Genomic DNA, 24,218 nt, shown 5'->3' on the forward strand with positions numbered 1-24,218 from the left:
TCCTTCCTTGACCGGGAGAGCCGCGCCCATGCCCAGCAGCACGACCACACAAGAGCCGCCGGACCAGCGAACGGACGGCTCCCTCTCCCACGGCCTCAAACAGCGCCACCTGTCGATGATCGCCCTCGGCGGGGTCATCGGCGCCGGCCTGTTCGTCGGTTCCGGGGCGGGGATCGCCGCGGCCGGCCCGTCCATCGTGATCGCCTACACCCTCTCCGGCCTCCTGGTGATGCTGGTGATGCGGATGCTCGGCGAGATGTCGGCCGCGTACCCGTCCTCGGGTTCCTTCTCGGCGCACGCCGAGCGGGCGATCGGCCCGTGGGCGGGCTTCGCCGCGGGCTGGTCGTTCTGGGTGCTGCTCTGCACGGCCGTCGGCCTGGAGGGCATCGGCGCCGCGCACATCGTGCAGGGCTGGCTGCCGGGCACCCCGCAGTGGGCCTGGGTCGCGCTGTTCATGGTGGTGTTCTGCGGGGCGAACCTGGCCGCCGTGAAGAACTTCGGCGAGTTCGAGTTCTGGTTCGCCGCGCTGAAGGTCGGCGCGATCAGCCTGTTCCTGATCCTGGGTGTGCTGGCCGTCGCGGGCGTGCTGCCGGGCACGGACTCCCCCGGCGTCTCGCATCTGTCCGACTTCCTGCCCCACGGCAACGAGGGCCTGCTGGTCGGCCTGCTCGCCTCGGTCTTCGCGTACGGCGGTCTGGAGACGGTCACCATCGCGGCGGCGGAGTCGGAGGACCCGGTGCGGGGCGTGGCGTCCGCCGTGCGCACGGCGATGTGGCGCATCGCCCTGTTCTACATCGGTTCCATGGCGGTCGTCGTCACCCTCGTCCCGTGGGACTCCAAGGAGGTCGTGGAGAAGGGCCCGTACGTGGCCACCCTCGACCACCTGGGCATCCCCGGCGCGGGCCAGCTGATGAACGTGGTCGTCCTGGTCGCCCTGCTGTCCGCGATGAACGCCAACATCTACGGCTCCTCGCGCATCGCCTACTCGCTGGTCGGGCGCGGCCAGGGCCCGAAGGCGCTGGCGAGGCTGTCCGGCGGGGTCCCCCGGATCGCGGTGCTCACCTCCTGCGTCCTCGGTTTCGTCTGCGTGATGCTCAACTACTGGCGTCCGGACGACATCTTCCGCTGGCTGCTGAACATGATCGGCGCGGTCATCCTGGTCGTCTGGATCTTCATCGCGGTCTCGCAGCTGCTGCTGCGCCGCCGGATCGAGCGCGAGGCGCCGGACAAGCTGGTCGTGCGCATGTGGGCGTTCCCGTGGCTGACCTGGGCCGCGCTGGCCGGCATGGCCGCGATCTTCGTGCTGATGGCGCGGGAGCCGGACACCCGGGTGCAGCTGTACTCGACGGGCGCGATGACGCTGGTCCTGGCGGCGGCGGGCTACGCGTGGCAGCGGGTGCGCGCCCGCCGCTGAGCCGGCCCCCTAGCGCGAAAGGCCCCCACGGACGACACGTGGGGGCCTTTGTGTTGCCCGGACGTTCTTGTTGCTAGCGTGTACCTGCAAGTGACTTGCAATAAGATTCCGGAGGGGATCACCCATGCCCGTCTACACGCTGCCCGAGCTGCCCTACGACTACTCCGCGCTGGCCCCCGTGATCAGCCCCGAGATCATCGAGCTGCACCACGACAAGCACCACGCGGCCTACGTGAAGGGCGCCAACGACACCCTGGAGCAGCTCGCCGAGGCGCGTGAGAAGGAGTCGTGGGGCGCGGTCAACGGCCTGGAGAAGAACCTGGCCTTCCATCTGTCCGGGCACATCCTGCACTCGGTCTACTGGCAGAACATGACCGGCCCGAAGGACGGCGGCGGCGAGCCGCTGGCCGCCGACGGCGTGGGCGAACTGGCCGACGCCATCAAGGAGTCGTTCGGTTCCTTCGCCGCGTTCCGGACGCAGCTGTCCAAGGCCGCGGCCACCACCCAGGGTTCGGGCTGGGGCGTACTCGCCTACGAGCCGCTGGGCGGACGCCTGATCGTGGAGCAGGTCTACGACCACCAGGGCAACGTCGGCCAGGGCTCCGTCCCGGTCCTGGTCTTCGACGCCTGGGAGCACGCCTTCTACCTGCAGTACCGCAACCAGAAGGTCGACTTCGTCGAAGCCATGTGGCAGGTCGTGAACTGGCAGGACGTCGCGCGCCGCTACGAGGCCGCCAGGTCCCGCGCGGACGTGCTGCTGCTCGCGCCCTGACCGGCCGCGGATCGTCCTGCCTCGTGATCGTCTTCTCACCCTTCACGGCGGCAGGCGGATGAAGGGAGGGCCCCCGCGAGGACGTGACTCGCGGGGGCCCTCCTGTCGTGCGCGTCAGGCGCAGGGCACGTTCAGCGAGAGCAGCGCGGCCCGGTCGCCGTCGAAGCGGATCTCGGACACCGCCGCGTTGCGCAGCCGCGGGAACACCCTGCGGTACTCGGCCAGGGGGATGCCCAGCAGGGAGCACAGGACCAGCCGCAGCAGGGTGTTGTGCGCGACGACCAGGACGCGCCCGCCGGGATGGGCGGCGGCGATGCGGCGCAGGGCGGCGGTGCCGCGCCGCGCCGCCGCACGGGGGTCCTCGGCGCCGGGGAACGGATGCGCCACCGGGTCCCGGCGGAACGCCTCCGCCGCCGGCGGGTGCTCGGCCTCGAACTGCGCGAGCGTGCGGCCCTCCACCGCACCGAAGTCGCACTCCCTGAGGTCCGCATCGCGGTGCGGGGTGACGCCGAGGGCCCGGCAGGCGGGCTCGGCGGTGGCGATCGCCCGGGACAGGGGCGAGGTCCACACGGCGTCCACCGGGTGCGCGGCGGCCCACCGCCCCAGCGCCTCGGCCTGGGCACGCCCGGTGTCGGTGAGGGCCACGTCGCTGACCCCGGCGTACCGGTTCCGGGCGTGCCAGACGGTCTCGCCGTGACGGGAGAGGAGAAGCGTGGTGGGGGTCATGGCCGCCAGTATCGCGGGCGTCCCAGGCGCTCCGCCGCCCCGTCCCTACATCCGGGCCCGCGCGTGGTCGGCCACCGGACGCGGCAGCCAGCCCCGGGCCTCCAGCTCCGCCACCAGCCGCGCGTACGGCTCGGTGAAGCGCTCCGTGCGGCCGGGCCGCGGCTCGACCGTCGTACCCGCCCGCACCATGCCCTGCGCCACCTCGGCGAGCGTCGGCGCCGCCCCCGTGCCGTACGCGGCCAGCGCCGCCATGCCCAGCGCCGGTTCGGTGCGGGCCGGCACCCGCACCGGGCGGCCCAGGACGTCGGCCCGCAGCTGGGTCCAGTAGGCGCTGCGGGCAGCACCGCCGGTCAGGGTCAGCGTGCCGTCCAGGGGGGCGCCCAGGTGGTGGAGGTAGTCCAGGCAGAGGCGCTCGGCGAAGGCCACCCCCTGGAGGAGGGCCGCCCACAGGTCGGCGTCCGACTCCGGGTCGCCGAGGAGCAGCGACGTGGCGTGCGGGGCGTGGAAGGGGAAGCGTTCGCCGGGCGAGACGAGGGGGTAGGCGACGGCACCCGAGGGTTCGAACGCGGCGGCGCGGGCGTCCAGCGCGGCCGGGTCGACGCCCGGGAAGCGGGCGGTGAGGATGCCCGCGCCGACGCTGGAGGCGCCGCCGGGCAGCCAGGTGCCGTCCGGGCCACGGTGGTTGTAGACCACGCCGGCCGGGTCGGAGACGGGCTCCACGGCCGCGCCCTTGAGCACGAGTGTCGTGCCCAGCACCGAGTTCCACGCGCCCGGGCGCAGCGCCCCGGAGGCGATCTGGGCGGCGCAGCCGTCGGTCATGCCCGCGATGACGGGCGTGCCGGCGGGGATGCCGGTGGCGTCGGCGGCGGCCGGGCCGACCTCGCCGAGCCGGGTGCCGGGGGGCACGACGGGCGGGAGAGCGCCGGCGGGCAGGCCGGTGAGATCCGGCCAGGCGTCGCGCCGCAGGTCGTAGGCGGTCTTCAGGGCGTGGCTGGAGTCGCTGGGCACCCGGTGCCCGACCAGCCGGGCGGTGATCACGTCCGGCTGGTGCGCGACCCGGCCGGGACCGTGCCGGGCGACCAGCCAGCGGGCCTTGGGCAGCGCCCAGGTGTCCTGGACCGCGAGTCCCGCCGCCCGCAGCCGCGCGCCCTCGGCCGCGGCCCGCCGGTCGTCGTACATCAGCGCGGGTCCCAGCGGGCGGCCCTCGTCGTCGGTGAGCAGCACGGTCCCGGACGTGGCGCACACCGCGACCCCGGCCACCGGCGCCCGCACCCCGTCGAGCGCCGCCCGGGCGGCCGTGCGGACCGCCTCCCACCACTCCCCGGGATCCTGCTCGTGCCGTGCCCCCTCCCGGCGGCCCCGCACGAGCGGTGCCGTCCCGGCGCCGAGCACCTGGCCGTCGGCGGTCACGAGCAGGGCCCGTACGCCCTGGGTGCCGAGGTCGATCCCGAGCCACGCCAACGCCATGCCCGTCTCCCGCACTTAGCGACCGGCTGTGTGAACTTCCCATGCTCCTCCGAGATTTCCCCCTGTTTTCCCCGTGCGCAAGGGATTGACGGTCTTCCGTCCCCGTTACACGCTCTGTTGTCGAGCCGACTCGCACGGTTGACCGCCCGACCCCACCGCCCCACCGACGGAGGTCCCGGATGGACAGGCACGTGCACGACCGCCGACGCTTCCTCGCGCTCACCGGCACCCTCGCCGCCGCCCCGCTGCTCTCCGCCTGCGGCACCGGGTTCGGCGGCGACCGGCGGGACGAGGGCGGCGGTTCGGCCGCGGACGACGTCACCGGGCCCTTCGACTGGAGGCGGGAGAAGGGCACCACCGTGAAGGCGCTGCTGAACAAGCACCCGTACACCGACGCCCTGATCGCCGACCTGAAGTCGTTCACCGAGAAGACCGGCATCGAGGTGACGTACGACGTCTTCCCCGAGGACAACTACTTCGACAAGCTCACCGTCGACCTGTCCAGCGGGCGCGCCTCCTACGACGTGTTCATGCTCGGCGCCTACATGGTGTGGCAGTACGGGCCGCCGGGCTGGCTGGAGGACCTGGGCCCCTGGATGCGCAACTCCTCCGCCACCGCCGCCGAATGGGACCGGGCGGACTTCTTCCCCAGCCTGCTGGAGGCCGGCCAGTGGTCGCTGAGGGCGGGCGAGCCGCTCGGCCGGGGCGGGCAGTACGCGCTGCCGTGGGGCTGGGAGACCAACGTGGTCGCCTACCACACCGGGGTGTTCCGCAAGCTGGGGCTCAGACCGGCCGAGACCTTCGAGGACTTGCGCGAACTGGCCGGGGTGATCAAGCGGAAGGCGGCCGGTGCCGGGTTCGACGGGATGTACGGGATCGCGGTGCGCGGGTCACGGAGCTGGGCCACCATCCACCCCGGGTTCATGACGATGTACGCCCGCAACGGCCTGCGCGACTTCACCGTCGAGGGCGGCAGGCTCACGCCCGCCATGAACTCCGCCCGGGCCGTCGCCTTCACCGAGGACTGGGCGGACATGGTGCGGCGGGGCGGGCCACCGTCCTGGACGTCGTACACCTGGTACCAGTGCTCCAGCGATCTCGGGGCGCAGAAGGCCGGAATGCTGTTCGACGCCGACACGGCCGCCTACTTCCAGGCCGTGAAGGGCGCGAGCCCCGCCTCCGGGCAGATCGCCTTCCACCCGGGGCCGAAGGGGCCGGACGGCTCGCTCGCCACCAACATGTGGGTCTGGTCGCTCGGCATGAACGCCAGAAGCGGACGCAAGAGCGCCGCCTGGCTGTTCCTCCAGTGGGCCACGGGCAGGGAGCACCTGCGCAAGGCCGCCCTCACCGGGCACCACATCGACCCCGTGCGCAGGTCGGTCAGCCAGGACGGCGCCTACAAGGACCGGATGCGGCACCTTCCCGGCTTCCTGGAGACCTTCGAGACGGTCGCCGGCCGGACGCGGATCCAGTTCACCCCGCAGGCGCAGTTCTTCGACACCACCACCAGCTGGGCGGCGGCCCTCCAGGAGATCTACGGCGGGAAGGGCGCCCGGTCCGTGCTGGACGGGCTGGCCGGCGACCTGAAGGCGAAGGTCGGCTGATGCGCCGGCGCCCGGCGCTGCGTCCGTACCTGCTCGTGCTGCCGGCGCTGCTGCTGACCTGCGGGATCCTCTACCCGTTCGCGCTCGGCCTGTACTACACCCTGTTCGACTTCTCGGCGGCCGAGCCCCAGCCCGACCTGGTGCGGCTGCACAACTACGGGACGCTCCTCACCCAGGACGCCTTCTGGAACTCGGCCGGGGTGACCGTGCTGTACGCGGTCGGCGCGGCCGGTGCGGAGACCGTGCTCGGGGTGGCCGTCGCCCTGCTGCTGCACCGCTCCTCGCCGGTGGGCCGGGTCCTGGAGAAGATCCTGATCCTGCCGTTGATGATCGCGCCGGTGATCGCGGCGATCATCTGGAAGCTGATGCTCCAGCCGTCCGTGGGGGTGGTCAACCACCTGCTGCGGCCGTTCGGTCTGGGCGGGGTGCAGTGGACGGACACGCCGGCGGGCGCGCTGCTGTCGTCGATCGCCGTGGACGTGTGGGTGTACACCCCGTTCGTGGCGGTCCTCGCGCTGGCGGGGCTGCGGTCGCTGCCCGGCTCCCCGTTCGAGGCGGCGGCCGTGGACGGGGCCGGCCGGTGGTACACGCTCCGGCGGCTGACCCTGCCGATGCTGTGGCCGTACGTCCTGGTCGCCGTCATCTTCCGGTTCATGGACTCGCTGAAGGTCTTCGACATCATCTACGCCCTCACCGAGGGCGGCCCCGGGGACTCCACCATGGTCCTCCAGATCCGGGCCTATCTGGAGGCGATCCGGTTCCAGCGGTACTCGTTCGGGATCAGCTACACGATCGTGCTGTGGGCCGTGGTGTACCTGGCGGCGATGGTGCTGGTGCGGCGCCTCGGGCGGATCCAGCGCGGGGCGGCGGAGGTGTCCGGGTGAGGAGACGCCTGCCGGGGTGGCTCGCGGACGCCGCCCTGATCCTCTACTTCCTCTTCGCGCTGTTCCCGGTCGCCTGGATGGTGATCCTCTCCCTGAAACCGGCCGACCAGCTGTTCAGCACCTACTTCTCCTTCACGCCGACCCTTCAGTCGTACCGGACGGTGCTGGGCGACAGCGAGGGCATCCCGTTCACCCGGTTCTTCGTCAACAGCCTGGTGGTGTCGGTGGGCGCGGTCGCGCTGTCGCTGGTGGTCGGACTGCCGGCCGCCTACGCCTCGGCGCGCTGGCGGTTCAAAGGCTCGGAGAACCTGATGTTCACGCTGCTGTCGTTCCGCTTCGCCCCCGAACTCACCGTCATCGTCCCGCTGTTCGTGCTGTACCAGAAGCTGGGCCTGTTCGACACGTACGTCGGCATGGTGTGGGTGCTGCAACTGGTCACCCTGCCACTGGTGGTGTGGATCATGCGGTCGTACTTCGCCGACCTGGCCCCGGAGCTGGAGCAGGCGGCCCTGCTCGACGGGTACACGCGCCGGCAGGCGTTCCTCCGGGTCGCCCTGCCGCTGGTCAGGCCGGGCGTCGCCGCCGTCTCGCTGCTGGCGTTCATCTTCGCCTGGAACAACTTCGTCTTCCCGCTGATCCTCACCTCCCGCGAGGCGCAGACGGTGACCGTGGGCGCGCTGTCCTTCCTCGGCGGCGACCGCCCCCGCTACAACCTCACGGCCGCCGCCGCCCTCGTCTCCGTCGTCCCGCCGCTGCTGCTGGCGCTGACCATCCAGCGCTACCTGGTGCGCGGGCTGTCGTTCGGGGCGGTCAAGTCGTGAGCATCACGCTGCGGGACGTACGCAAGGCGTACGGCCGGACCACCGCCCTGGACGGGGTCGGACTCGACGTACGGGAAGGCGAGTTCTTCTGCCTGCTCGGGCCGTCGGGAGCCGGCAAGACGACCACGCTGAAGACGGTAGCCGGGCTGGAGCGGCCGGATGCCGGCACGGTGGAGATCGGCGGCCGGGACATGCGGGACGTGGAGCCGTACGACCGGGGCGTGGCCATGTGCTTCGAGAGCTACGCCCTGTACCCGCACCGGTCCGTGTACGACAACCTGGTCTCGCCGCTGCGCTCCCCGCGCCACCGGCTGCCCGCCGCCGAGGCCCGCGACCGGGTCGGTGCCGTAGCCGAACTGCTCGGCATCAGCGGCCTGCTGGACCGCTCCCCCGGGCAGCTGTCCAACGGGCAGCGGCAGCGGGTCGCGCTCGGCCGGGTGCTGGTCCGCCCGGCCCGCGCGTTCCTGCTCGACGAGCCGCTGTCCCACCTGGACGCCAAGCTGCGCCAGCGGATGCGGGCCGAGCTGAAGGCGATCGGCGCCGTCCGGCGCACCACCACCCTGTACGTCACCCACGACTGGGTGGAGGCGCTCGCGCTCGGCGACCGGATCGGGGTCATCCGCGACGGCCGGATCGTACAGACCGGCACCCGGGAGGACATCTGGTACCGGCCGTACGACACCGAGGTCGCCCGGGCCTTCGGCCGGCCCCGGATCAACCTGCTGCCGGGGGTGGTCACCGAAGCCGGGGACTTCCGGTCGGCGGACGGGGCGCTCGCGCTGCCGCTGCCGGTGCGGGTCGCCGCCGGCACCGCGGTGCTGGTCGGTGTGCGGCCCCGGGACGTGTCGCTGACCGGCGGCGGACACCGGATCGCCGGGACCGTGTACGTCACCGAGGTGCTCGGCCGGTCCGTGGAGGTGACCGTGCGGATCGGCGCCCAGCGGCTGTCGTTCGTCGCGGACCGGGGCGAGGCGGCCGGACTGCGTCCCGACGACCCGGTCCGCCCGGCCGTCCGGCCCGAGAACCTGCTGGTGTTCGAGGCCGACCGGCCACAGCGCCCAGGACGACGGACAGAGCAGAGATGAGCGGCACCGGTGCACAGCAGGGACCCGCGGCCCGGCAGGCCGCCCTGGCCGAACGCGTCCTCGCCGAGGGCTCGGCGAGCGCGGCCGAACTGGCCGAACGGTTCGGGGTGAGCCTGATGACCATCCACCGGGACCTGGACGAACTGGAACGGCAGGGCATCGTACGGAAGTTCCGCGGTGGAGTGACCGCGCAGCCCTCCGGGGTGTTCGAGTCGAACGTGCAGTACCGGCTGAAGACCATGCGCGCGCAGAAGGCCGCGCTCGCCGGGCACGCCCTGAGGCACATCGAGCCCGGCATGGCGATCCTGCTCGACGACTCCACCACCACCCTGGAGATAGCCCGCCGGCTGCGGTCCGGCGAGATCACCCCGCTGACCGTCGTCACCAACTTCCTGGAGGCCGTCAACCTGCTCGCGGGCCGTCGGGGCATCCACCTGGTCGCGCTCGGCGGCGACTACGACCGGCTGCACTCGTCCTTCCTCGGGGTGTCCTGCGTGGACGCGGTCGGGCAGCTGCGCGTCGACGTCGGGTTCGTGTCCACCTCCGGTGTGCACGGCGGCCACGCCTACCACCAGGAGCAGCACATCGTCTCCGTGAAGCGGGCCATGCTCGACTCCGCCGCCCGCACCCTGCTGCTGGCCGACCACACCAAGCTGGGCCGGGTCGCCCTGCACCGGGTCGCCCCGCTCTCCCGCTTCGACCTGCTGCTGGTGGACGACGGCGCCGGCCCCGGGGCACTGCGCGACCTGGACGAGCACAAGGTGCGCTACGAAGTGTGCGCCACCGGCACGAGGGAGGGCGATGACCGCGCTGGAGTTACGTGAGCTGCGCAAGACCTACCGGCCGCGGGGCCGCCCGCCGGTGGATGCGGTCCGGGGCATCGACCTGCGCCTGGACTCCGGGGAACTGCTGGGCCTGCTGGGCCCGTCGGGCTGCGGGAAGTCCACGACCCTGCGGATGATCGCGGGCCTGGAACCGGTGACCGGCGGCGACATCCTGATCGACGGCGCCTCGGTGGCGGACCGGCCGGCACAGCGGCGGAACATCGGGGTCGCCTTCGAGAACTACGCCCTGTATCCGCCGCTCACCGTCGCGGAGAACCTGGCGTTCGGGCTCAGGGCCCGCCGCGGGAGCGACCGGGAGGCCGTGCGGCGCCGGGTCGCCCGGATCGCCGAACGGGTCGGTCTCACCGACGTCCTCGACGCCCGGCCGGCCGGCCTGTCCAGCGGGCAGAAACAGCGCGTGTCCCTGGCCCGCGCCCTGATCCGGGAACCGGACGTCCTCCTGCTGGACGAGCCGCTGTCCCACCTGGACGCGGCCCAGCGCGACACCACCCGCCGCGAACTCAAGCGCATCCAGCGCGACCTGGGCCACACCACCATCCTCGTCACCCACGACCAGGAGGAGGCCCTGTCCCTGGCCGACCGGATCGCCGTCATGCGGGACGGCGTCATCCAGCAGCTCGGCACCCCGTACGAGATCTACGACCGCCCCGCCACCACGTTCGTGGCGGACTTCGTCGGCGAACCCGCGATCAACCTGCTGCCCGGCATCGCCGGCGCCGACGGCCACGCCCGGCTGTCCGCGGGGGTGCGGATCCCGCTGCCGGCGGCGGTCCCGGCGGGCCGGCCGGTGGTGGTCGGCATCCGCCCCGAGGATCTGGGCCTGACCGGCGCCGACGGCATCCCCGCCCGGGTCCTCGCCCACGAACCCCTGCTGGAGTCCGGTATCGCCACCCTCGCCCTCGCCGGGGTGGAACGGCACCTGGTGGTCCTCACCGGACCCGGGGTGCGCCTCGCCCACGACGAACGGGTCCGGGTCGCGGCCGGGCTCGTCCATGTCTTCGACGCCGAGACGGGAGACTCACTGCGATGACCTCCGGTGCTGTACGTGTGGTGGCCGCCGGCGACCACTTCGTCCTGCCGTCCCTGATCACCCGGGCCCTGGCGGAGGAGACCGACGTCGAGACGCGGGAGCTGACGCTCGGCTGGCCGCTGGAACCGTTCGGGCCGGTCGCCGAGGTGAGCGAGGCAAGCGACGCCGAGGAGGAACTGATCGGCGCGCTCGCCGGCGCGCAGGTCCTGGTCACCCAGATGGGACCGGTCACCGAACGGGTCCTGGCGGCCTGCCCGGCGCTGCGGCTGGTCGTGGTCTGCCGGGGCGGGCCGGTGAACGTCAACCTGGACGCGGCCCGGCGGCACGGCGTGCGGGTGTGCTTCGCGCCCGGCCGCAATGCCGCCGCGACCGCCGAGTTCACCGTCGGCCTGCTGCTCGCCGCCCTGCGCCGCATCCCGCAGGCCCACGACCTGCTGGCCCGGCAGGGAAGCTGGGCGGGCGCGACGTACTACACCTACGAGCACAGCGGCCTGGAGCTGGAGGACCTGCCCGTCGGGCTGGTCGGCTACGGCGCGGTCGGCAGCCGGGTCGCCCGGGTGCTGTGCGCGTTCGGGGCGCGGGTGATGGTGTACGACCCGTATGTGCGCGGCGAGGTGCACGGGCTGCGGCTGCCGTCCCTGGACGACCTGCTGCGCCGCTCGGCCGTGATCAGCCTGCACGCCCGGCTCACCGAGGAGACCCGCGGTCTGATCGGCGCCCGCGAACTGGCGCTGCTGCCGCCGGGCGCGGTGGTGGTCAACGCGGCCCGGGGTCCGCTGCTGGACGAGGACGCGCTGTGCGACGCGCTCGGGGAGGGACGGCTGTCGGCGGCGGCCCTGGACACCTACGCCCGTGAACCGCTCCCGCCGGACTCGCGGCTGCGTCCGCTCGCCGGCCGGGTCGTGCTCACCCCGCATCTGGGCGGGGCGAGCCGGGCGGTGGCCAAGAAGGCCGCGCGGATCGCGGCGGCCGAGGTGGGCCGCTGGGTGCGCGGGGAGCCGCTCGCGCACTGCCTGACCTGAACGGGCCCGGCAACGAGGACCGACAAGAGGGGTGAGGGGTGTCATGTTCGTCGGGATCGATGTGGGCACGTCCCTGGTGAAGGCCGCGGCCTTCGACCGTTCCGGCCGCGCACTGGCGGTGGAGGCCCGCCCGGTGGGGCTCGCCCTGTGCGGCGGGGCGGTGGAGCAGGACGCGGGCGAGGTGTACGCGGCCGTCACCGCCGTGCTGGAGGCACTGACCGCGCGGGTGCCGGAGCCCGTGGAGCTGGCCGGGCTGACCGGGCAGGGCGACGGGGTGTGGCTGGTGGACGCGGCGGGCCGGCCGGTGCGGCCGGCGATCTCCTGGATGGACGGCCGGGCGCACGAGCTGGTGGACCGCTGGCTGGCGGACGGCACCGTCGAGGCCGTCTTCCGGCGCACCGGCGGCGCGCTGTTCCCGGGCAGCCCCGGCCCGCTGCTGGCCTGGCTGGACCGGCACGAACCGGCCTGTCTGGACCGGGCCGCGGCGGCCGTGTGCTGCAAGGACATGGTCTTCCAGCGGCTGACCGGCGCCGGGCGGGCGGTGACGGACGTGTCCGACGCGTCGATGCCGTTCCTGGACCCGCGCACCCGGTCCTACGACGACGGGGTGCTGGAGCTGCTCGGCCTGACCCGCCGGCGGCGGCTGCTGCCGGAGATCGGCGACCCGGTCGCGGCCGGCGAGGCGGGCGGCGAGGGGCTGCCCGCCGGGACGCCGCTGGCGAACGGCCCGTACGACCTGGCCGCCTGCGCGCTCGGCGCGGGCGTCACCGCGCCCGGCGACGGGCTGCTGATCGTCGGCACCTGTCTGGCGAGCCTGGTCGTCACCACCGGACTGGACCTCGGCGGCGAACCGGCCGGCCTGTACATCTCCACCGACCGGCCGGGCCACCGGCTGCGTGCGATGCCCGCGATGGTCGGCACGGCGGCCCTGGACTGGGTGCTGGCCACGACGGGTGCCCGGCACCAGGAGCTGGACGCCCTGCTCGCCGAGGCCCCGCCCGGCTCGGCCGGGGTGCGCGTGCTGCCGTACTTCGCGCCCTCCGGCGAGCGGGCGCCGTTCGTGGAGCCCGGGCTGCGGGCCGAACTGCTCGGTGTCTCCCTGGGGACGCGCCCCGCCGACCTGGTCCGGGCCACCTGTGAGGGCATCGGCTACGCGGCCCGGCACTGTCTGGCGGCGGCGGGTCTGACCGGGACGCTCGCGGTGTGCGGTGGCGGCACCCGCAGCCCGGCCTGGACGCAGCTGCTGGCCGACGTGCTGGGCCGGCCGCTGAGGGTGGTGGAGGGTGAGGTCGGCGCGCGGGGCGCCGTGCTGGCGGCGGCCGGACGGTACGGCGTGCCGCTGGACGCCGGGGCGTGGACGCGGCCCACCCGGCTGGTCGACCCGGACCCGGACCGGGCGGCGTACTACGCGCGGGGGTACGCGGAGCACCTCGACCTGCTGGCCGGGGCGCGGGAACGGGCCCGGCTGCGGACCGGGCCCGTCACGGGCGTCACAGGTTGCTGAAGTCGGGGCCCTTGGTGCGGGTCCGCTTGATCTCGTAGAAACCCGGCACCGAGGCCACGGCGAGCGTGCCGTCCCACAGGCGGGCCGCCTCCTCGCCCTGCGGGGCGGGGGTGACGACCGGGCCGAAGAAGGCGATCTGCTCGCCGTCGGGGCCGGGGACCGCGATGACCGGGGTGCCGACGTCCTGGCCGACCTTCTCGATGCCCTCCTTGTGGGAGGCGCGCAGTTCGGCGTCGAACTCGAAGTCGTCCTGGCCGGCGTAGTCGATCAGCTCGGCGGGCAGGCCGACGTCGGCGAGCGCGCCGGCGATCGCCTCCGGGGTCGGGCCCTCGCCGTTGTTGTGGATGCGGGTGCCGAGCGCGGTGTAGAGCGGGCCGAGGACGTCCGCGCCGTGCTTCTGCCAGGCCGCGGTGACCACGCGCACCGGCGGCCACGCCTTGGTCTCCAGCAGTTCGCGGTACTCCTCGGGCAGCTCGTCGAGCCTGTCCTCGTTGAGCACGGCGAGGCTCATGACGTGCCAGCGGACCTCGATGTCGCGGACCTTCTCCACCTCGAGCACCCACCGGGAGGTCATCCAGGCCCACGGGCACAGGGGGTCGAACCAGAAGTCGACGGGGGTCTTGCCGGACGGGGTGGCGGTCTCGGACACGGAAGGCTCCTCAGGGCGAACGTCGTTTGCCTCGACAACGAGGTCACCGCGCGTCGCATTCCCCGCTGTCCGCCGTCAGGAGCACATGGCAGGATCGGTCCTGTTCCGCCACCTTCACGCGATCACAAGGGAGTGCTGTCCGTGCCCGGTGAGAATCTGTCCCGCGACGAGGCCCGGGAGCGGGCCGCCCTGCTGTCCGTCGACGGGTACGAGGTGTTCCTCGACATCCGGTCCGCCGTCGGTGCCGGCGGGGACGAGCCGCGCACGTTCCGCTCGGTGACCACCGTCCGCTTCCGCTGCGCCGAGCCCGGCGTGTCGAGTTTCGCCGATCTGATCGCCCCGGGCGTGACGTCCGTCGTGCTCAACGGCCGGGACCTGGACCCGGGCGAGGTCTTCGACGGCTCCCGGATCCTGCTGGAGGATCTGGCCGCGGAGAACGAGCTGGTGGTGGACGCCCGCTGCGCCTACTCGCGCACCGGTGAGGGCCTGCACCGCTTCGTCGACCCGGAGGACGGCGAGGTCTACCTGTACACCCAGTACGAGCCGGCCGACGCCCGCCGGGTGTTCGCGAACTTCGAGCAGCCGGACCTGAAGGCGCCGTACCGCTTCGAGGTGCGGGCGCCCGAGGGCTGGACGGTGTGGAGCAACGGCGCCGGTGAACTCGCCGACGGAGTGTGGCGGTTCGCGGAGACCAAGCCGATCTCGACGTACATCACGTGTGTGGTGGCGGGCCCGTACCACTATGTGACGGACTCCTACACGCGCACCCTCCAGGACGGCACGAAGCTGGAGATCGCGCTCGGCGCGATGTGCCGCAAGGGGCTGGCACCGCACTTCGACGCGGACGACGTCTTCCTGGTGACCAAGCAGGGCCTGGACTTCTTCCACGACCACTTCGACTTCCCGTACCCGTTCGGCAAGTACGACCAGGCGTTCGTGCCGGAGTACAACCTCGGCGCGATGGAGAACCCGGGCCTGGTGACCTTCCGGGAGGAGTACATCTTCCGCGGGAAGGTGACACAGGCGTCGTACGAGGCGCGGGCCAACGTCATCCTGCACGAGATGGCGCACATGTGGTTCGGCGACCTCGTCACCATGGTGTGGTGGGACGACCTGTGGCTGAAGGAGTCCTTCGCGGACTTCATGGGCACGTTCGCGAACGTGGGCGCGACCCGCTTCCGTGACGCCTGGGTCACCTTCGCCAACCGCCGCAAGGCCTGGGCGTACCGGGCGGACCAGCTGCCGTCCACGCATCCGGTCACGGCGGACATCCGCGACCTCCAGGACGCCAAGCTGAACTTCGACGGCATCACCTACGCCAAGGGCGCCTCGGTGCTCAAGCAGCTGGTGGCGTACGTCGGCCAGGACGCGTTCCTGGAGGGTGCCCGGCGGTACTTCAAGCGCAACGCGTACGGCAACACGCGTCTGGGCGACCTGCTGTCGGTGCTGGCCGAGACCAGCGGCCGGGACATGTCGGGCTGGGCGCGGTCCTGGCTCCAGACGGCCGGGGTGAACGCGCTGACCCCGCAGGTGCTGCTGGACACCGAGGGCGGCCGGATCGCCGAGCTGGCGGTGGTGCAGGAGGCGGCCGAGTCGCATCCCGAACTGCGTCCCCACCGGGTCGCGGTGGGCCTGTACCGCGGCACGCCGGAGGGCGCGCTGGAGCGGTACGCGCGCGTCGAGACGGACGTGGAGGGCCCGCGGACGGTCGTCACGGAGCTGGCGGGCGCGCAGGCGCCGGAGCTGGTGCTGGTCAACGACGACGACCTCACCTACTGCAAGATCCGTTTCGACGAGACCTCGCTGGCGACCCTGCGTACCCGGCTGGGCGCGCTCACCGACCCGCTCGCCCGCGCCCTGTGCTGGTCGGCGCTGTGGAACCTGACCCGGGACGGGCTGCTGCCGGCGCGGGACTTCATCGCTCTGGTGCTGCGCTTCGCGGGCCGCGAGTCCGACATCGGTGTGCTCCAGATGCTGCACGCCTGGGCGGACTCGGCGCTGGCGCACTACGCGGCGCCGGCGTGGCGGGAGACCGGCGGCCGGCTGCTGGCGGAGGGTGCGCTGCGGGAGCTGCGGGCCGCCGGGCCGGGCAGTGAGCAGCAGCTGGCGTGGGCGCGGTTCTTCGCGTCCGTGGCCGCCACCGAGGGGGACCTCGGCCTGCTGACGGAGCTGCTGGACGGCACCACCGGGATCGACGGCCTGGTGCTGGACCAGGAGCTGCGCTGGGCGTTCCTGGAGCCGCTGGCGGCGCACGGGGTGGCCGGCGAGCGCGAGCTGGCGGCGGAACTGGCCCGGGACGACACGGCGTCCGGCAGGCGGCACCAGGTGCGCTGCCTGGCCGCCCGTCCGTCGGCGGCGGTCAAGGCGCAGGCGTGGGCCCAGGTGGTGGAGTCCGAGGCGCTGTCGAACGCGCATGTGGAGGCGACGATCGCGGGCTTCGCCCGGCCGTCGCAGCGGGAGCTGACCGCGCCGTACGCGCAGCTGTACTTCGCGGCGATCGAGCGGGTGTGGCGGGAGCGGTCGATCCAGATCGGCATGGACGTGGTGCGGGGTCTGTTCCCGGCGTACCAGGACCGTCCGGAGACGCTGGAGGCGGCGGACGCCTGGCTTCGGGCGCACGCGGACGCGGCGCCGGCACTGCGCCGGCTGGTGCTGGAGGCGCGGGACGACCTGGCGCGGGCGCTGCGGGCACAGGAGTGCGACGCGGCGGCGGCCGGCCACTGAGCCTTGGCCTGAGTCTGCCCGGTGGGTGACCGTTACGAAATTCGGTCAGACAACACCGTGACCCCTGGTCCGCACCCGATCGGACCAGGGGTTTCCCTTCCCTACTCGGCACCCGAACACCTGACCTTTAGTCCCGTCCTGTCCGCATATTTCGACGGCCGTGTAACAGCGGTTAGGGAAGGGACCCGGTGCGGGAATCCCCCCGCCATGACGCACGACACCCCGCTCTCCCCCCGCTCCCTGAGCCACCTCTCCGACGTCCACCGCCGGGTCCTGACGGCGGCTCAGCTCCGCGCGCACGGCGTGACACCGGCCGAGCAGACCGAGCAGTGCCGTCCCGGCGGCCCCTGGCGGGAACTGCTGCCGAACGTCGTCCTGCTGCACCCCGGCCCGCCGACCGGCGAGGAACGGCTGCACGGGGCCCTGCTGTACACGGCCCGCGCGGCGACGCCGGGCGTCCCCCTCCAGCCGACGTCCGAGTCCCCGCACCGGCCGCGGTACGCGGAGGCGGTGCTCACCGGCCTGGCGGCGCTCACCCTGCACGGCTTCTCCTGCACCCCGGCGCCGCTCTCCCTGGACCGGGTGGACGTCCTGGTCCCGCGGCTGCGCCGGCTGCGTTCCACGGGCTACGTCCGCGTCCTGCGCACCCCCGTCCTGCCCGTGCCGCAGTCCGTGTCGGGCCTGCCGGTGGCACCGGTGCCGCGGGCGCTGGCGGACGCGGTGGCGGAGCTGACCGACGCGGAGGCGGTACGACGGCTGCTGACCGAGGCGGTGCGCGGGGGGCACTGCGAACCGGCGGCGGTGGTGCGGGAGCTCACCCGGGCCAAACTCCTGGGCCGGGCGCAGGTGAGGGACGCGGTGGACTCGCTGGTGGCCGAGGGCCGCTCGGCCGCCGAGGACCGCCTGTACCGGATGGTCCGCGAGTACGGCCTGCCCGACCCGGTGTGGAACGTCGACCTGCGCCTGCCGGGCGGGCCGCACCTGGGCGGCCTGGACGCCTACTGGCCGGACCATGCGGTCGCCGTCGAACTGGACACACGCGCGCCCCGGCCGGGCGACCGGGAGGACGACGACGCGCTGTGGCCGGAGTACGCCCGCAAGCGCGAGCACCTGGAGCGGCTGGGGATCACGGTCGTGCACACCACGCCGAAGAAGCTCCGGGACTGTCCGGAGCAGCAGGCGGCGGTGGTGCGGACGGCGCTCATGGCGTCCGGGGACCGCGATCCGGCCGCGTACGTCGTGGTGCTGCCCCGGTAGCCGGGACCGTGGTGGCCCTACGGCGAGACGGGGGGCGGTGCGCTCGCCGGCGGGTGGCTCGGACGCAACGAGGCGGGGAGCGGCTCCAGCGACGCGCACAGGGCCGCCGGGAACGCGGGCTCACTGCGCCGCACGTCCCGGCAGCCCCCGGCCGCGCTGCCGAGGATCGGCACCCATCCGCTCTTCTCGGCCCGGAAGAACCAGCGGTCGCCCAGCCGCGACGAGCAGCCGGGTCGCGACGTGTCGTCGCACGCCGGCCCGGTGCGCCAGGAGAGGTCCAGCACCAGCCACTTCCCGTCGCACCGCTCGGAGTCCCGGTAGGTGTGGTACGGCACGTCCGCCGCGAGGACCGCCTGGTCGTAGGAGTCGGCGGTGCACCCGGTCCTCGGCGGGTCGCAGCCCAGCTCGCCGCAGAGACGCAGCGCGGGGGGCCTGGCTCCGTGGCGGGTGAAGTGCGTGTAGTGGTCGACGATCACGTCCAGCTTTCCCAGCGGCTTCGGCAGCGTCACCCGGGTGGTGGCGCGCTTCTCCCGCGTGCACCCCGAACTCCGGTCGCCCGACGGGGAGGAGAAGGTGACCTGCACCCACACGGCGCCGTTCACCCGGTCGGTGACCACGGCCCTGAGGTCCCGCACACAGGCCGCGGCGCCACCGGGCACCGGCACGTCGACGCTGAGCGTGCGGTCGTCGGCGCCGACGCGTACCGCGGTGACCGAGGAGGGCTGCATCGTGGTCCACGGCAGGTGCGCGGGCACGCCGGCCGGCTTGCCGCACGCGCCGAGCAGCAGCACGGCGACCGCGCCGAGCAGGGCGGTCACGACCGCGCCACGTCGTCCCGCGCTTCCGGCACCGGACCGTGCAGCCACTGGGCATCCCCCCTGATGCGCCGGCACGGCCCCGCCGTCCGGGGCGGGGCCGGTGCCACGGTACCCGCCCCCTTCTGAGGGCGGGTCAGGGGGCCGGGACGTCGGTCAGCAGAACTCCGCCGCCACCACCGCGTCCGGGTCCCCGGTCCAGTCCGCGTTGAGGTTCAGGGCCAGGGAGTGCCGGCCGTCCGCCGTCGTCACCGCGGCGGACTTGGAGCCGTGGATGCCGCCGCCGTGGCCCCACACGTGCACCCCGCAGTCCAGCACGGTCTCCTGGAGGCCGAGGCCGTAACCGGCGCCGGGCACCTCGTCGGTCTTCACGGTGGTCTTCATCTCCTTCAGCTGCCGCGGCGGCAGGAGCTTCCCGCGCAGCAGGGCGCTGTAGAAGCGGTCCAGGTCGGCGGAGTCGGAGATCATCTCGCCTGCGGAGGAGGCGAGGGACGGATTGAGCTCCGTGACGTCGTACGTCGGACCCGTCGCCGTCGCGGCGAGTTTGCCGTAGGCCCGGCTGCTCGGCCGCGGGACGGTGACCCTGGTGCCGGGGACGGAGGTGGCCGTCAGGTGCAGGGGGCCGAGGATGCGGTGGCGGATCTCCGTGGCGTACGGGTGGCCCGTCACCTTCGCGATCACCATGCCGGCCAGGACGTAGTTGGTGTTGGAGTAGTGCCAGGACGTGCCCGGCGCGAAGTACGGACTGTGCCGCATCGCCATCGCCACCAGATCCTGCGGGGTGAGGGTGTCGTAGCGGTGCCGCAGGAAGCCGTCCGCGAGGAAGTAGGTGCGGGCGAAGTCCTCGTCCTCGGTGTAGCTGTAGATGCCGCTGGTGTGGTTGAGCAGCTGCCGGACGGTGATCGCGCGGCCGTCATGTCCGTGGCCGCGGACGACGCCCGGCAGCCACTCGTCCACCTTGTCGTCCAGGGAGAGCCGGCCCTCCGCCTCCAGCTGGAGCAGGACGGTGGCGACGAAGGTCTTGGTGATGCTGCCGACGCGGTAGCGGTCGGCGGCCGAACGCGGTGCGCCCGTGCGGGTGTCGCCCACGCCGGCGGTCGTCGACCAGGTGCCGTGGGCGTCGTTCGCGGTGGCGGTCACGCCGGGCACGCCGTCCCGGACGGTCGCCTCGACGGCCGCACGGGTCGCGGTGTGGCCGTGGCGGGCGGGGGCGGCGGGGCCCGCCGCCGCCACGGCAGGGGCCGCGAGGGCCACGGAGAGGAGCAGGGCGGCGGTGCCCGCCAGAGTCGTGCGTACGCGCATGTCTTTCCCCAGGGCGTGGATCCGGTGTGGTCGCGGGAAGGGACCGCTGCCGGGGCGCGGGGGTTGCGCGGGATGGGCCGGTTGAGTGAGTCTCAGCCCTTTCGGAGCAACAGCTCCGTGTTCCGGTCGGCCGCGCGGCCCGCGAGGGCCTTGTTGGCGCCGGGGGCGTTGTAGGACAACTCGCGGTAGAGCGCTGCGAGGCCGGTCTGGGAGAGGTCGGCGTAGTCGGTGCGGTGCGGGGCGGCGGCCTCGATCAGGGTGGTGAACAGGGAGATCGTGCCGTCCTTGTTGTCGGCCAGTTCGATGACCCGGGCGAGCTGCGGGAAGTCGACGTGCGAGGCGGTGGAGACCTCCCAGAAGGAACGGCCGCCGGAGGCCTGGTGCGGGGTGACGACGTTCTTGTGGATGTGGCCGTTCACCCAGGCCAGCACGTTGGTGTGGGCGGACAGCACGGAGATCACCTCGGCGCCGCCGTGCCGCTTCTCCCCCGGGCGGGCCGGGTCCGGGCGGGTGTTGGTCATCGTCGTGCTGGTGTGGTGGCTGAAGACGACGGCGTACGAGTCCTTGTGCTCCTTCAGCGTCCTGTCGAGCCACTTCAGCTGGGCGGTGCCGACCGAGCCCTCGTAGTGGCCGCCGGCGTCGGTGGTGTCGAGGCTGATGCCGATGACGTCGTCGGAGACGCGGAAGGCGTAGTACTGGGTGCCCGCGTCCAGGTTGGCCGAGGAGTAGCCGTGTCCGACCGGGCCGGCGCCCTGGTGGGCGGGGTCCAGATGGGCCTTGAGGTAGTCCGCCCGGGTGTACGGGGCCCGCTTCTCGTCCGGCGTGACCGGGCGCATGGAGCGGGCGTGGGCCTCGAGGAAGTCGCGGTAGCCGGTGCCCCGGGGGTCCTTGGCGTTCTTGACGGCGTCCTGGAGCTTCCTGGCGTCGGCGGCGGGGACGCTCAGCAGCTTCCGGCCGCCGATGGCCGCCTCGGTGAGGTAGGGGTCGCCGTGGGAGCCGTAACAGCCGAGCGGGAGGGCGTCGTGGTTGCCGGCGGTGGAGTACCAGGGCAGGTCGAGGCCGGGGCTTCGCACCTCGCGGATCGCGGCGGCCAGGAAGCCCTTCAGGTAGGGGAAACCGAGCGCCTTGTCGTGGTCGCGGGTGCTGGAGCCGGGCTGCCAGTACAGCGGGAGGCCGCTGTTCTGCACGCCCTCGTAGTGTCTCGGGTCACCGGTGTTGGGGGTGATGCGGCCGCCGCTCATCACCTTCATGAACCACTCCAGTTCGGAGTGGGCGTTGTTGTCGGTGTTGTCGCCGGTGGTCATCACGAAGTGCAGCGGGGCTCCGGTGACGGGGGCGCCCCGCAGCGCGTTGACCCGCTCCACGAGGGAGACGGCGCCGGGCACGGTGAGGGCCTCGTGCGGGCGCCAGGCGTGCACGTCGTGGGAGCGCAGGTACTCCAGGCGCAGCGGGTGCTGGACGTCCATCAGGTGCAGGTCGGTGAACTGCACGAACGCGGCGAGGGCCGTACGGCGGCCGGCGCGGCCGGCTCGGGATGCCGCCAGTTCGGTGCGCACGACCCGCTGCCAGCCGGGTCCGTCGCCGAGGCGGCGGTAGCCGGAGCTGTTCCGCGGGGTGGCGACGGAGGCGACGGTGGTGCCCTTGGTGAAGGGGGCGAGCGGGGTGGTGGCGGCCTGCCGGGAGTGGGCGACGGGCGTTTCCGCGCCCGCCCCGGCGGCGTCGGTGGCGGCCTGGCTGTCGGTGGGGCGGAGGGCGTAGCCCGCACCCGCGCAGAGCGAGACCGCTCCGGCGGCGGCGAGGACGGTACGGCGGTTGACCCCCGCGGCGGAGGCGGCGACAGAGCGTGTGCGCGACATGGCGCGATCTCCCCGGGTGCGAACGCGTCGGCAGTGGTCGCGGGCCGTCACGGACGCGAACGCCCCGCTCACCATGGATCGTTGGCGGCGGGGATGACCTGCGCGTGAACGCGGTGGCAACGCGTGACGCCGATCACCGTACGTGGATCACGGGGTGCCGGGCGTGGTCATGGAGTGGATCGCGGACCGCCGGAGGCCGGTCGCTCCCCGTTCATCTCGCGGGGCAGGGGAGGGTCATCGGGCCGGAACCGGAGGGGAGTCGGCCGTCCACGGCCTCGCCCTCGTGGATCGGGCGGGAGGAGCCGGTGCGGGGGCCGGTCACCTTGGCGCGGTGACCGGCCCCCCCTGCCCGGCGGTTCGCGGTGGGCGGCGTCGTACGGGGCCTCGCTGTCAGTCGTCCGGGTTGGCCGGTGAGTACTCCGGTGCGGACCAGCGCAGCGGTACGGCGGCCGTGGTGCGGACCGCCTCCGTGACGGTGAAGCACACGGTCCGTTCGCCGGCGTCGGAGAACTCGGTGCGGGCCTCGCCGGTGAGCTGGAGGGCGCTGCCCGTCTCCCAGTCGAGGAAGAGCAGGCCCGCGCGCGGGTCGGTGTAGAGGTTGCCGAGGGTGAGGAACATGGCGTTGCCGGAGTAGTCCGGCCAGCGCAGCTCCTGCGGTGAGGCGACCCGGACGAAACCGGGGTTGCCGCCGCGATGGCTGACGTCGGCGCCGTCACCGTGCACGGTGGACACGAAGAAGGTGTCGGCGGCGCGGACGAACTCCATGTCGGCCGGCTCCAGTCGCCCGGTCCGCCGGGAGGCGCCGGGTGTGCGTCCCTCGACGCGCTCGTAGGTCTCCCTGCGCTGGATGTACCGCGGGCAGTTGCCGAACACCTGGTCCGCCTCGACGGCGAAGCCCGCCGCGGTGGGCCGCGCCCGGCCGTTGAGGCGCAGCCGGCGGCGGGTGCGCGGGTCGAGGACGATGCTGCCGACGGGTGTGCCGGGGGTGGCCAGGGCCGTCGCGAGAGGGTCGGTCGGGGGTGGCCCTCCCGCGACGGAGATCTGCCGTGGCCCGGTGGCCCGGACGAATCCCGCAGTGCCCGCGACCGGCGAGGTCCACACCCGGCCCGTCACCGGGTCCGGCCCGCCGACGACCAGCAGGGGCTGCAGGCCCAGGAAGGCGGCGACGGCCATGGTGATGTCCTGGCCGAAGGCGCGGCCCATGTGGTCGGCGCGCTCGCGCACCCCCACCAGCTTCTGCACGGCGAGCGAGCCGGCGTGATAGGCGCCCATGTCTAGAAGAAACCGCAGGTCGGGGCGTTGCCGTGCGGGGCGGGGGCGTCCTGGGCGCCGTCCGGCACGGAGATCTCCAGGCGGGTGCCGTCCGGGTCGAGGAAGAAGATCCCGCCCGAGGCCGCGCCCTCGCGGTGGGCGACCAGGCCGTCGTGGGCGAACTCCACGCCGGCCGCCCTCAGCGCCGACTCGTACTCCCGGACCCGGTCCACCGAGTCGGCGGTGAGGGCGAGGTGGTGCAGTCCGGCCCGGCCGCGGTCGTAGGATTCCCGCGCCTGCTGCCACAGGGTCAGGAGCGGCGGTCCGCCGGCCTCCCCGAGGAACGCGAAGCGCCGGTCGTCCTCCTTGCCCTCACCGAGGAGGGCGAAGCCCAGCACGTCCCGGTAGAAGGCGAGGGAGCGGTCGAGATCGGTGACGTTCAAGCCGGTGTGGCCTAAGCGCAGGGTCATGGTCTGTCCCTTCGGCAACGGTGAGACGTCTAACCGTCGTAGGCCACATTAGGTGGTTGCAGCAGAGCGGGTCAACCGGTCACGTACGCTTGAGGGGTTAGATGACAAGGAGTGCCCGATGACCGCCGCCCGCGATCCCCGCCCGCTCACCGGTGAGCCCCTCGCGCTCGACCTGCTCAACACCCGCTGGAACCGGGACGGCATCACCCAGGACCTGCTCGCCCGCACCGACGGGGCGGCGGTGTGGCTCGCGAGCAACGGGCTGGCCGGGGCGCACCCCGCCGGCGCGGAGGTGCTCCACCACCTGCGCGAGGCGCGCGAGGCACTCAAGGCCGCGGTGGACGGTTCGCCGCGACAGGCGGCGCCGCTCGTGGACGCCGTCCTGGCACACGGCCGGATCCGGGCCCGGCTCACCGCCGAGGGCCCCGCCGAGGAACCCGAGTTCGCCGATCCGTCCTGGGGGCCGGCCTGGCTGGCCGCCCGAAGCTATCTCGACCTGCTGACCCGGGCCCCGGAGCGCATCCGCACCTGCTCCGGCACCGGCTGCGTCCTGTACTTCTTCGACACCTCCCGCAACGGCACCCGGCGCTGGTGCTCGATGGCCGCGTGCGGCAACCGGGCCAAGGCGTCCCGGCATTACGCCCGTTCCAAGGAGAACTGAGCAGATCCCGGGCGGCACGGGGCAGATCGCCGCACATCCCATCGCGGGTTTTCCCCATA

The 24,218-nt window shown here is 73.3% G+C and carries 21 protein-coding genes; 13 read left to right on the forward strand and 8 right to left on the reverse strand.

Going from position 1 to position 24,218, the window contains the following annotated elements; all coding sequences use genetic code 11:
• Nucleotides 1-28 precede the first annotated feature (28 nt).
• Both ACF1BE_RS03335 and ACF1BE_RS03340 read left to right on the forward strand, forming a co-directional pair.
• Complete coding sequence (locus ACF1BE_RS03335; RefSeq protein WP_392197257.1) at nt 29-1,414, forward strand: amino acid permease; 1,386 nt, start codon at nt 29-31, stop codon at nt 1,412-1,414.
• Nucleotides 1,415-1,538: 124 nt separating this feature from the next.
• Entirely contained in the window at nt 1,539-2,186 is a 648-nt protein-coding gene (locus ACF1BE_RS03340; protein WP_392197258.1) for a superoxide dismutase, read from the forward strand.
• 114 nt (nt 2,187-2,300) lie between these two features.
• Here the strand turns inward: ACF1BE_RS03340 and ACF1BE_RS03345 are convergent, their stop codons facing one another.
• Together ACF1BE_RS03345 and ACF1BE_RS03350 are read right to left on the reverse strand one after the other, a co-directional pair.
• Complete coding sequence (locus ACF1BE_RS03345) at nt 2,301-2,912, reverse strand: histidine phosphatase family protein (protein WP_392197259.1); 612 nt, start codon at nt 2,910-2,912, stop codon at nt 2,301-2,303.
• 45 nt (nt 2,913-2,957) lie between these two features.
• On the reverse strand, nt 2,958-4,379 hold the full coding sequence (locus tag ACF1BE_RS03350; protein ID WP_392197260.1) for an FGGY-family carbohydrate kinase: 1,422 nt from the start codon (nt 4,377-4,379) through the stop codon (nt 2,958-2,960).
• 179 nt (nt 4,380-4,558) lie between these two features.
• On the opposite strand from ACF1BE_RS03350, the gene ACF1BE_RS03355 reads away from it, so the two are divergent.
• The 8 genes from ACF1BE_RS03355 to ACF1BE_RS03390 are packed head-to-tail and all read left to right on the forward strand — an operon-like array spanning nt 4,559 to nt 13,174.
• Complete coding sequence (locus ACF1BE_RS03355) at nt 4,559-5,983, forward strand: ABC transporter substrate-binding protein (RefSeq protein WP_392197261.1); 1,425 nt, start codon at nt 4,559-4,561, stop codon at nt 5,981-5,983.
• Entirely contained in the window at nt 5,983-6,867 is an 885-nt protein-coding gene (locus tag ACF1BE_RS03360; RefSeq protein WP_392197262.1) for a carbohydrate ABC transporter permease, read from the forward strand. The genes ACF1BE_RS03355 and ACF1BE_RS03360 overlap by 1 nt, the downstream gene beginning before the upstream one ends.
• Nucleotides 6,864-7,688, forward strand: a complete 825-nt coding sequence (locus ACF1BE_RS03365) for a carbohydrate ABC transporter permease (protein WP_392197263.1) — start codon at nt 6,864-6,866, stop codon at nt 7,686-7,688. Before ACF1BE_RS03360 ends, ACF1BE_RS03365 begins: the two co-directional genes overlap by 4 nt.
• A complete protein-coding gene (locus ACF1BE_RS03370; RefSeq protein WP_392197264.1) occupies nt 7,685-8,773 on the forward strand; it encodes an ABC transporter ATP-binding protein in 1,089 nt (362 codons plus the stop codon). The genes ACF1BE_RS03365 and ACF1BE_RS03370 overlap by 4 nt, the downstream gene beginning before the upstream one ends.
• Nucleotides 8,770-9,597, forward strand: a complete 828-nt coding sequence (locus ACF1BE_RS03375; protein ID WP_392197265.1) for a DeoR/GlpR family DNA-binding transcription regulator — start codon at nt 8,770-8,772, stop codon at nt 9,595-9,597. Before ACF1BE_RS03370 ends, ACF1BE_RS03375 begins: the two co-directional genes overlap by 4 nt.
• Entirely contained in the window at nt 9,575-10,648 is a 1,074-nt protein-coding gene (locus ACF1BE_RS03380; protein ID WP_392197266.1) for an ABC transporter ATP-binding protein, read from the forward strand. The genes ACF1BE_RS03375 and ACF1BE_RS03380 overlap by 23 nt, the downstream gene beginning before the upstream one ends.
• Nucleotides 10,645-11,670 carry a 2-hydroxyacid dehydrogenase gene (locus tag ACF1BE_RS03385; RefSeq protein WP_392197267.1) on the forward strand — a complete coding sequence of 342 codons (1,026 nt, stop codon included), beginning with the start codon at nt 10,645-10,647 and terminating at the stop codon, nt 11,668-11,670. Before ACF1BE_RS03380 ends, ACF1BE_RS03385 begins: the two co-directional genes overlap by 4 nt.
• Nucleotides 11,671-11,713: 43 nt before the next feature.
• Nucleotides 11,714-13,174, forward strand: coding sequence for an FGGY family carbohydrate kinase (locus tag ACF1BE_RS03390; protein ID WP_392197268.1), 1,461 nt, complete (start codon nt 11,714-11,716; stop codon nt 13,172-13,174).
• Here ACF1BE_RS03390 and ACF1BE_RS03395 read toward each other — a convergent pair.
• Nucleotides 13,161-13,823, reverse strand: coding sequence for a DsbA family protein (locus ACF1BE_RS03395; RefSeq protein WP_392197269.1), 663 nt, complete (start codon nt 13,821-13,823; stop codon nt 13,161-13,163). The two genes, ACF1BE_RS03390 and ACF1BE_RS03395, sit on opposite strands and share 14 nt — an antisense overlap.
• Before the next feature lie 141 nt (nt 13,824-13,964).
• Between ACF1BE_RS03395 and pepN the strand changes: the two genes are divergently transcribed.
• Both pepN and ACF1BE_RS03405 read left to right on the forward strand, forming a co-directional pair.
• Entirely contained in the window at nt 13,965-16,547 is a 2,583-nt protein-coding gene (gene pepN / locus ACF1BE_RS03400; protein ID WP_392197270.1) for an aminopeptidase N, read from the forward strand.
• A gap of 207 nt (nt 16,548-16,754) precedes the next feature.
• Nucleotides 16,755-17,804, forward strand: a complete 1,050-nt coding sequence (locus tag ACF1BE_RS03405; RefSeq protein ID WP_392197271.1) for a hypothetical protein — start codon at nt 16,755-16,757, stop codon at nt 17,802-17,804.
• 17 nt (nt 17,805-17,821) lie between these two features.
• Here the strand turns inward: ACF1BE_RS03405 and ACF1BE_RS03410 are convergent, their stop codons facing one another.
• The 5 genes from ACF1BE_RS03410 to ACF1BE_RS03430 all read right to left on the reverse strand — a co-directional run bounded on the left by ACF1BE_RS03410 (nt 17,822) and on the right by ACF1BE_RS03430 (nt 23,498).
• Nucleotides 17,822-18,622 (reverse strand): hypothetical protein, encoded by an 801-nt coding sequence (locus tag ACF1BE_RS03410; RefSeq protein ID WP_392197272.1) that lies wholly within the window; start codon nt 18,620-18,622, stop codon nt 17,822-17,824.
• A 153-nt stretch (nt 18,623-18,775) separates the two neighbouring features.
• Nucleotides 18,776-19,921, reverse strand: a complete 1,146-nt coding sequence (locus ACF1BE_RS03415; RefSeq protein ID WP_392197273.1) for a serine hydrolase domain-containing protein — start codon at nt 19,919-19,921, stop codon at nt 18,776-18,778.
• Nucleotides 19,922-20,013: 92 nt separating this feature from the next.
• On the reverse strand, nt 20,014-21,777 hold the full coding sequence (locus ACF1BE_RS03420) for a TIGR03767 family metallophosphoesterase (RefSeq protein ID WP_392197274.1): 1,764 nt from the start codon (nt 21,775-21,777) through the stop codon (nt 20,014-20,016).
• Nucleotides 21,778-22,167: 390 nt separating this feature from the next.
• Complete coding sequence (locus ACF1BE_RS03425) at nt 22,168-23,049, reverse strand: pyridoxamine 5'-phosphate oxidase family protein (protein WP_392197275.1); 882 nt, start codon at nt 23,047-23,049, stop codon at nt 22,168-22,170.
• Between the two features lie 2 nt (nt 23,050-23,051).
• Nucleotides 23,052-23,498, reverse strand: a complete 447-nt coding sequence (locus ACF1BE_RS03430; protein WP_392197276.1) for a VOC family protein — start codon at nt 23,496-23,498, stop codon at nt 23,052-23,054.
• Between the two features lie 118 nt (nt 23,499-23,616).
• Here ACF1BE_RS03430 and ACF1BE_RS03435 point away from each other — a divergent pair, with 118 nt between their 5' ends.
• Nucleotides 23,617-24,159: a CGNR zinc finger domain-containing protein gene (locus ACF1BE_RS03435; protein WP_392197277.1), complete on the forward strand. Its 543-nt coding sequence runs from the start codon at nt 23,617-23,619 to the stop codon at nt 24,157-24,159.
• Nucleotides 24,160-24,218: the final 59 nt, after the last annotated feature.

It is taken from the genome of Streptomyces sp. NPDC014991 (assembly GCF_043080665.1).
Taxonomy (GTDB): domain Bacteria; phylum Actinomycetota; class Actinomycetes; order Streptomycetales; family Streptomycetaceae; genus Streptomyces.

Bases quoted from the DNA above. Each gene is read 5' to 3' on its own strand.
- ACF1BE_RS03335 (WP_392197257.1), top strand. From the start codon at position 29: ATGCCCAGCAGCACGACCACACAAGAGCCGCCGGACCAGCGAACGGAC.
- ACF1BE_RS03340 (WP_392197258.1), top strand. From the start codon at position 1,539: ATGCCCGTCTACACGCTGCCCGAGCTGCCCTACGACTACTCCGCGCTG.
- ACF1BE_RS03345 (WP_392197259.1), bottom strand. From the start codon at position 2,912: ATGACCCCCACCACGCTTCTCCTCTCCCGTCACGGCGAGACCGTCTGG.
- ACF1BE_RS03350 (WP_392197260.1), bottom strand. From the start codon at position 4,379: ATGGCGTTGGCGTGGCTCGGGATCGACCTCGGCACCCAGGGCGTACGG.
- ACF1BE_RS03355 (WP_392197261.1), top strand. From the start codon at position 4,559: ATGGACAGGCACGTGCACGACCGCCGACGCTTCCTCGCGCTCACCGGC.
- ACF1BE_RS03360 (WP_392197262.1), top strand. From the start codon at position 5,983: ATGCGCCGGCGCCCGGCGCTGCGTCCGTACCTGCTCGTGCTGCCGGCG.
- ACF1BE_RS03375 (WP_392197265.1), top strand. From the start codon at position 8,770: ATGAGCGGCACCGGTGCACAGCAGGGACCCGCGGCCCGGCAGGCCGCC.
- ACF1BE_RS03380 (WP_392197266.1), top strand. From the start codon at position 9,575: ATGACCGCGCTGGAGTTACGTGAGCTGCGCAAGACCTACCGGCCGCGG.
- ACF1BE_RS03385 (WP_392197267.1), top strand. From the start codon at position 10,645: ATGACCTCCGGTGCTGTACGTGTGGTGGCCGCCGGCGACCACTTCGTC.
- ACF1BE_RS03390 (WP_392197268.1), top strand. From the start codon at position 11,714: ATGTTCGTCGGGATCGATGTGGGCACGTCCCTGGTGAAGGCCGCGGCC.
- ACF1BE_RS03405 (WP_392197271.1), top strand. From the start codon at position 16,755: ATGACGCACGACACCCCGCTCTCCCCCCGCTCCCTGAGCCACCTCTCC.
- ACF1BE_RS03415 (WP_392197273.1), bottom strand. From the start codon at position 19,921: ATGCGCGTACGCACGACTCTGGCGGGCACCGCCGCCCTGCTCCTCTCC.
- ACF1BE_RS03420 (WP_392197274.1), bottom strand. From the start codon at position 21,777: ATGTCGCGCACACGCTCTGTCGCCGCCTCCGCCGCGGGGGTCAACCGC.
- ACF1BE_RS03425 (WP_392197275.1), bottom strand. From the start codon at position 23,049: ATGGGCGCCTATCACGCCGGCTCGCTCGCCGTGCAGAAGCTGGTGGGG.
- ACF1BE_RS03430 (WP_392197276.1), bottom strand. From the start codon at position 23,498: ATGACCCTGCGCTTAGGCCACACCGGCTTGAACGTCACCGATCTCGAC.
- ACF1BE_RS03435 (WP_392197277.1), top strand. From the start codon at position 23,617: ATGACCGCCGCCCGCGATCCCCGCCCGCTCACCGGTGAGCCCCTCGCG.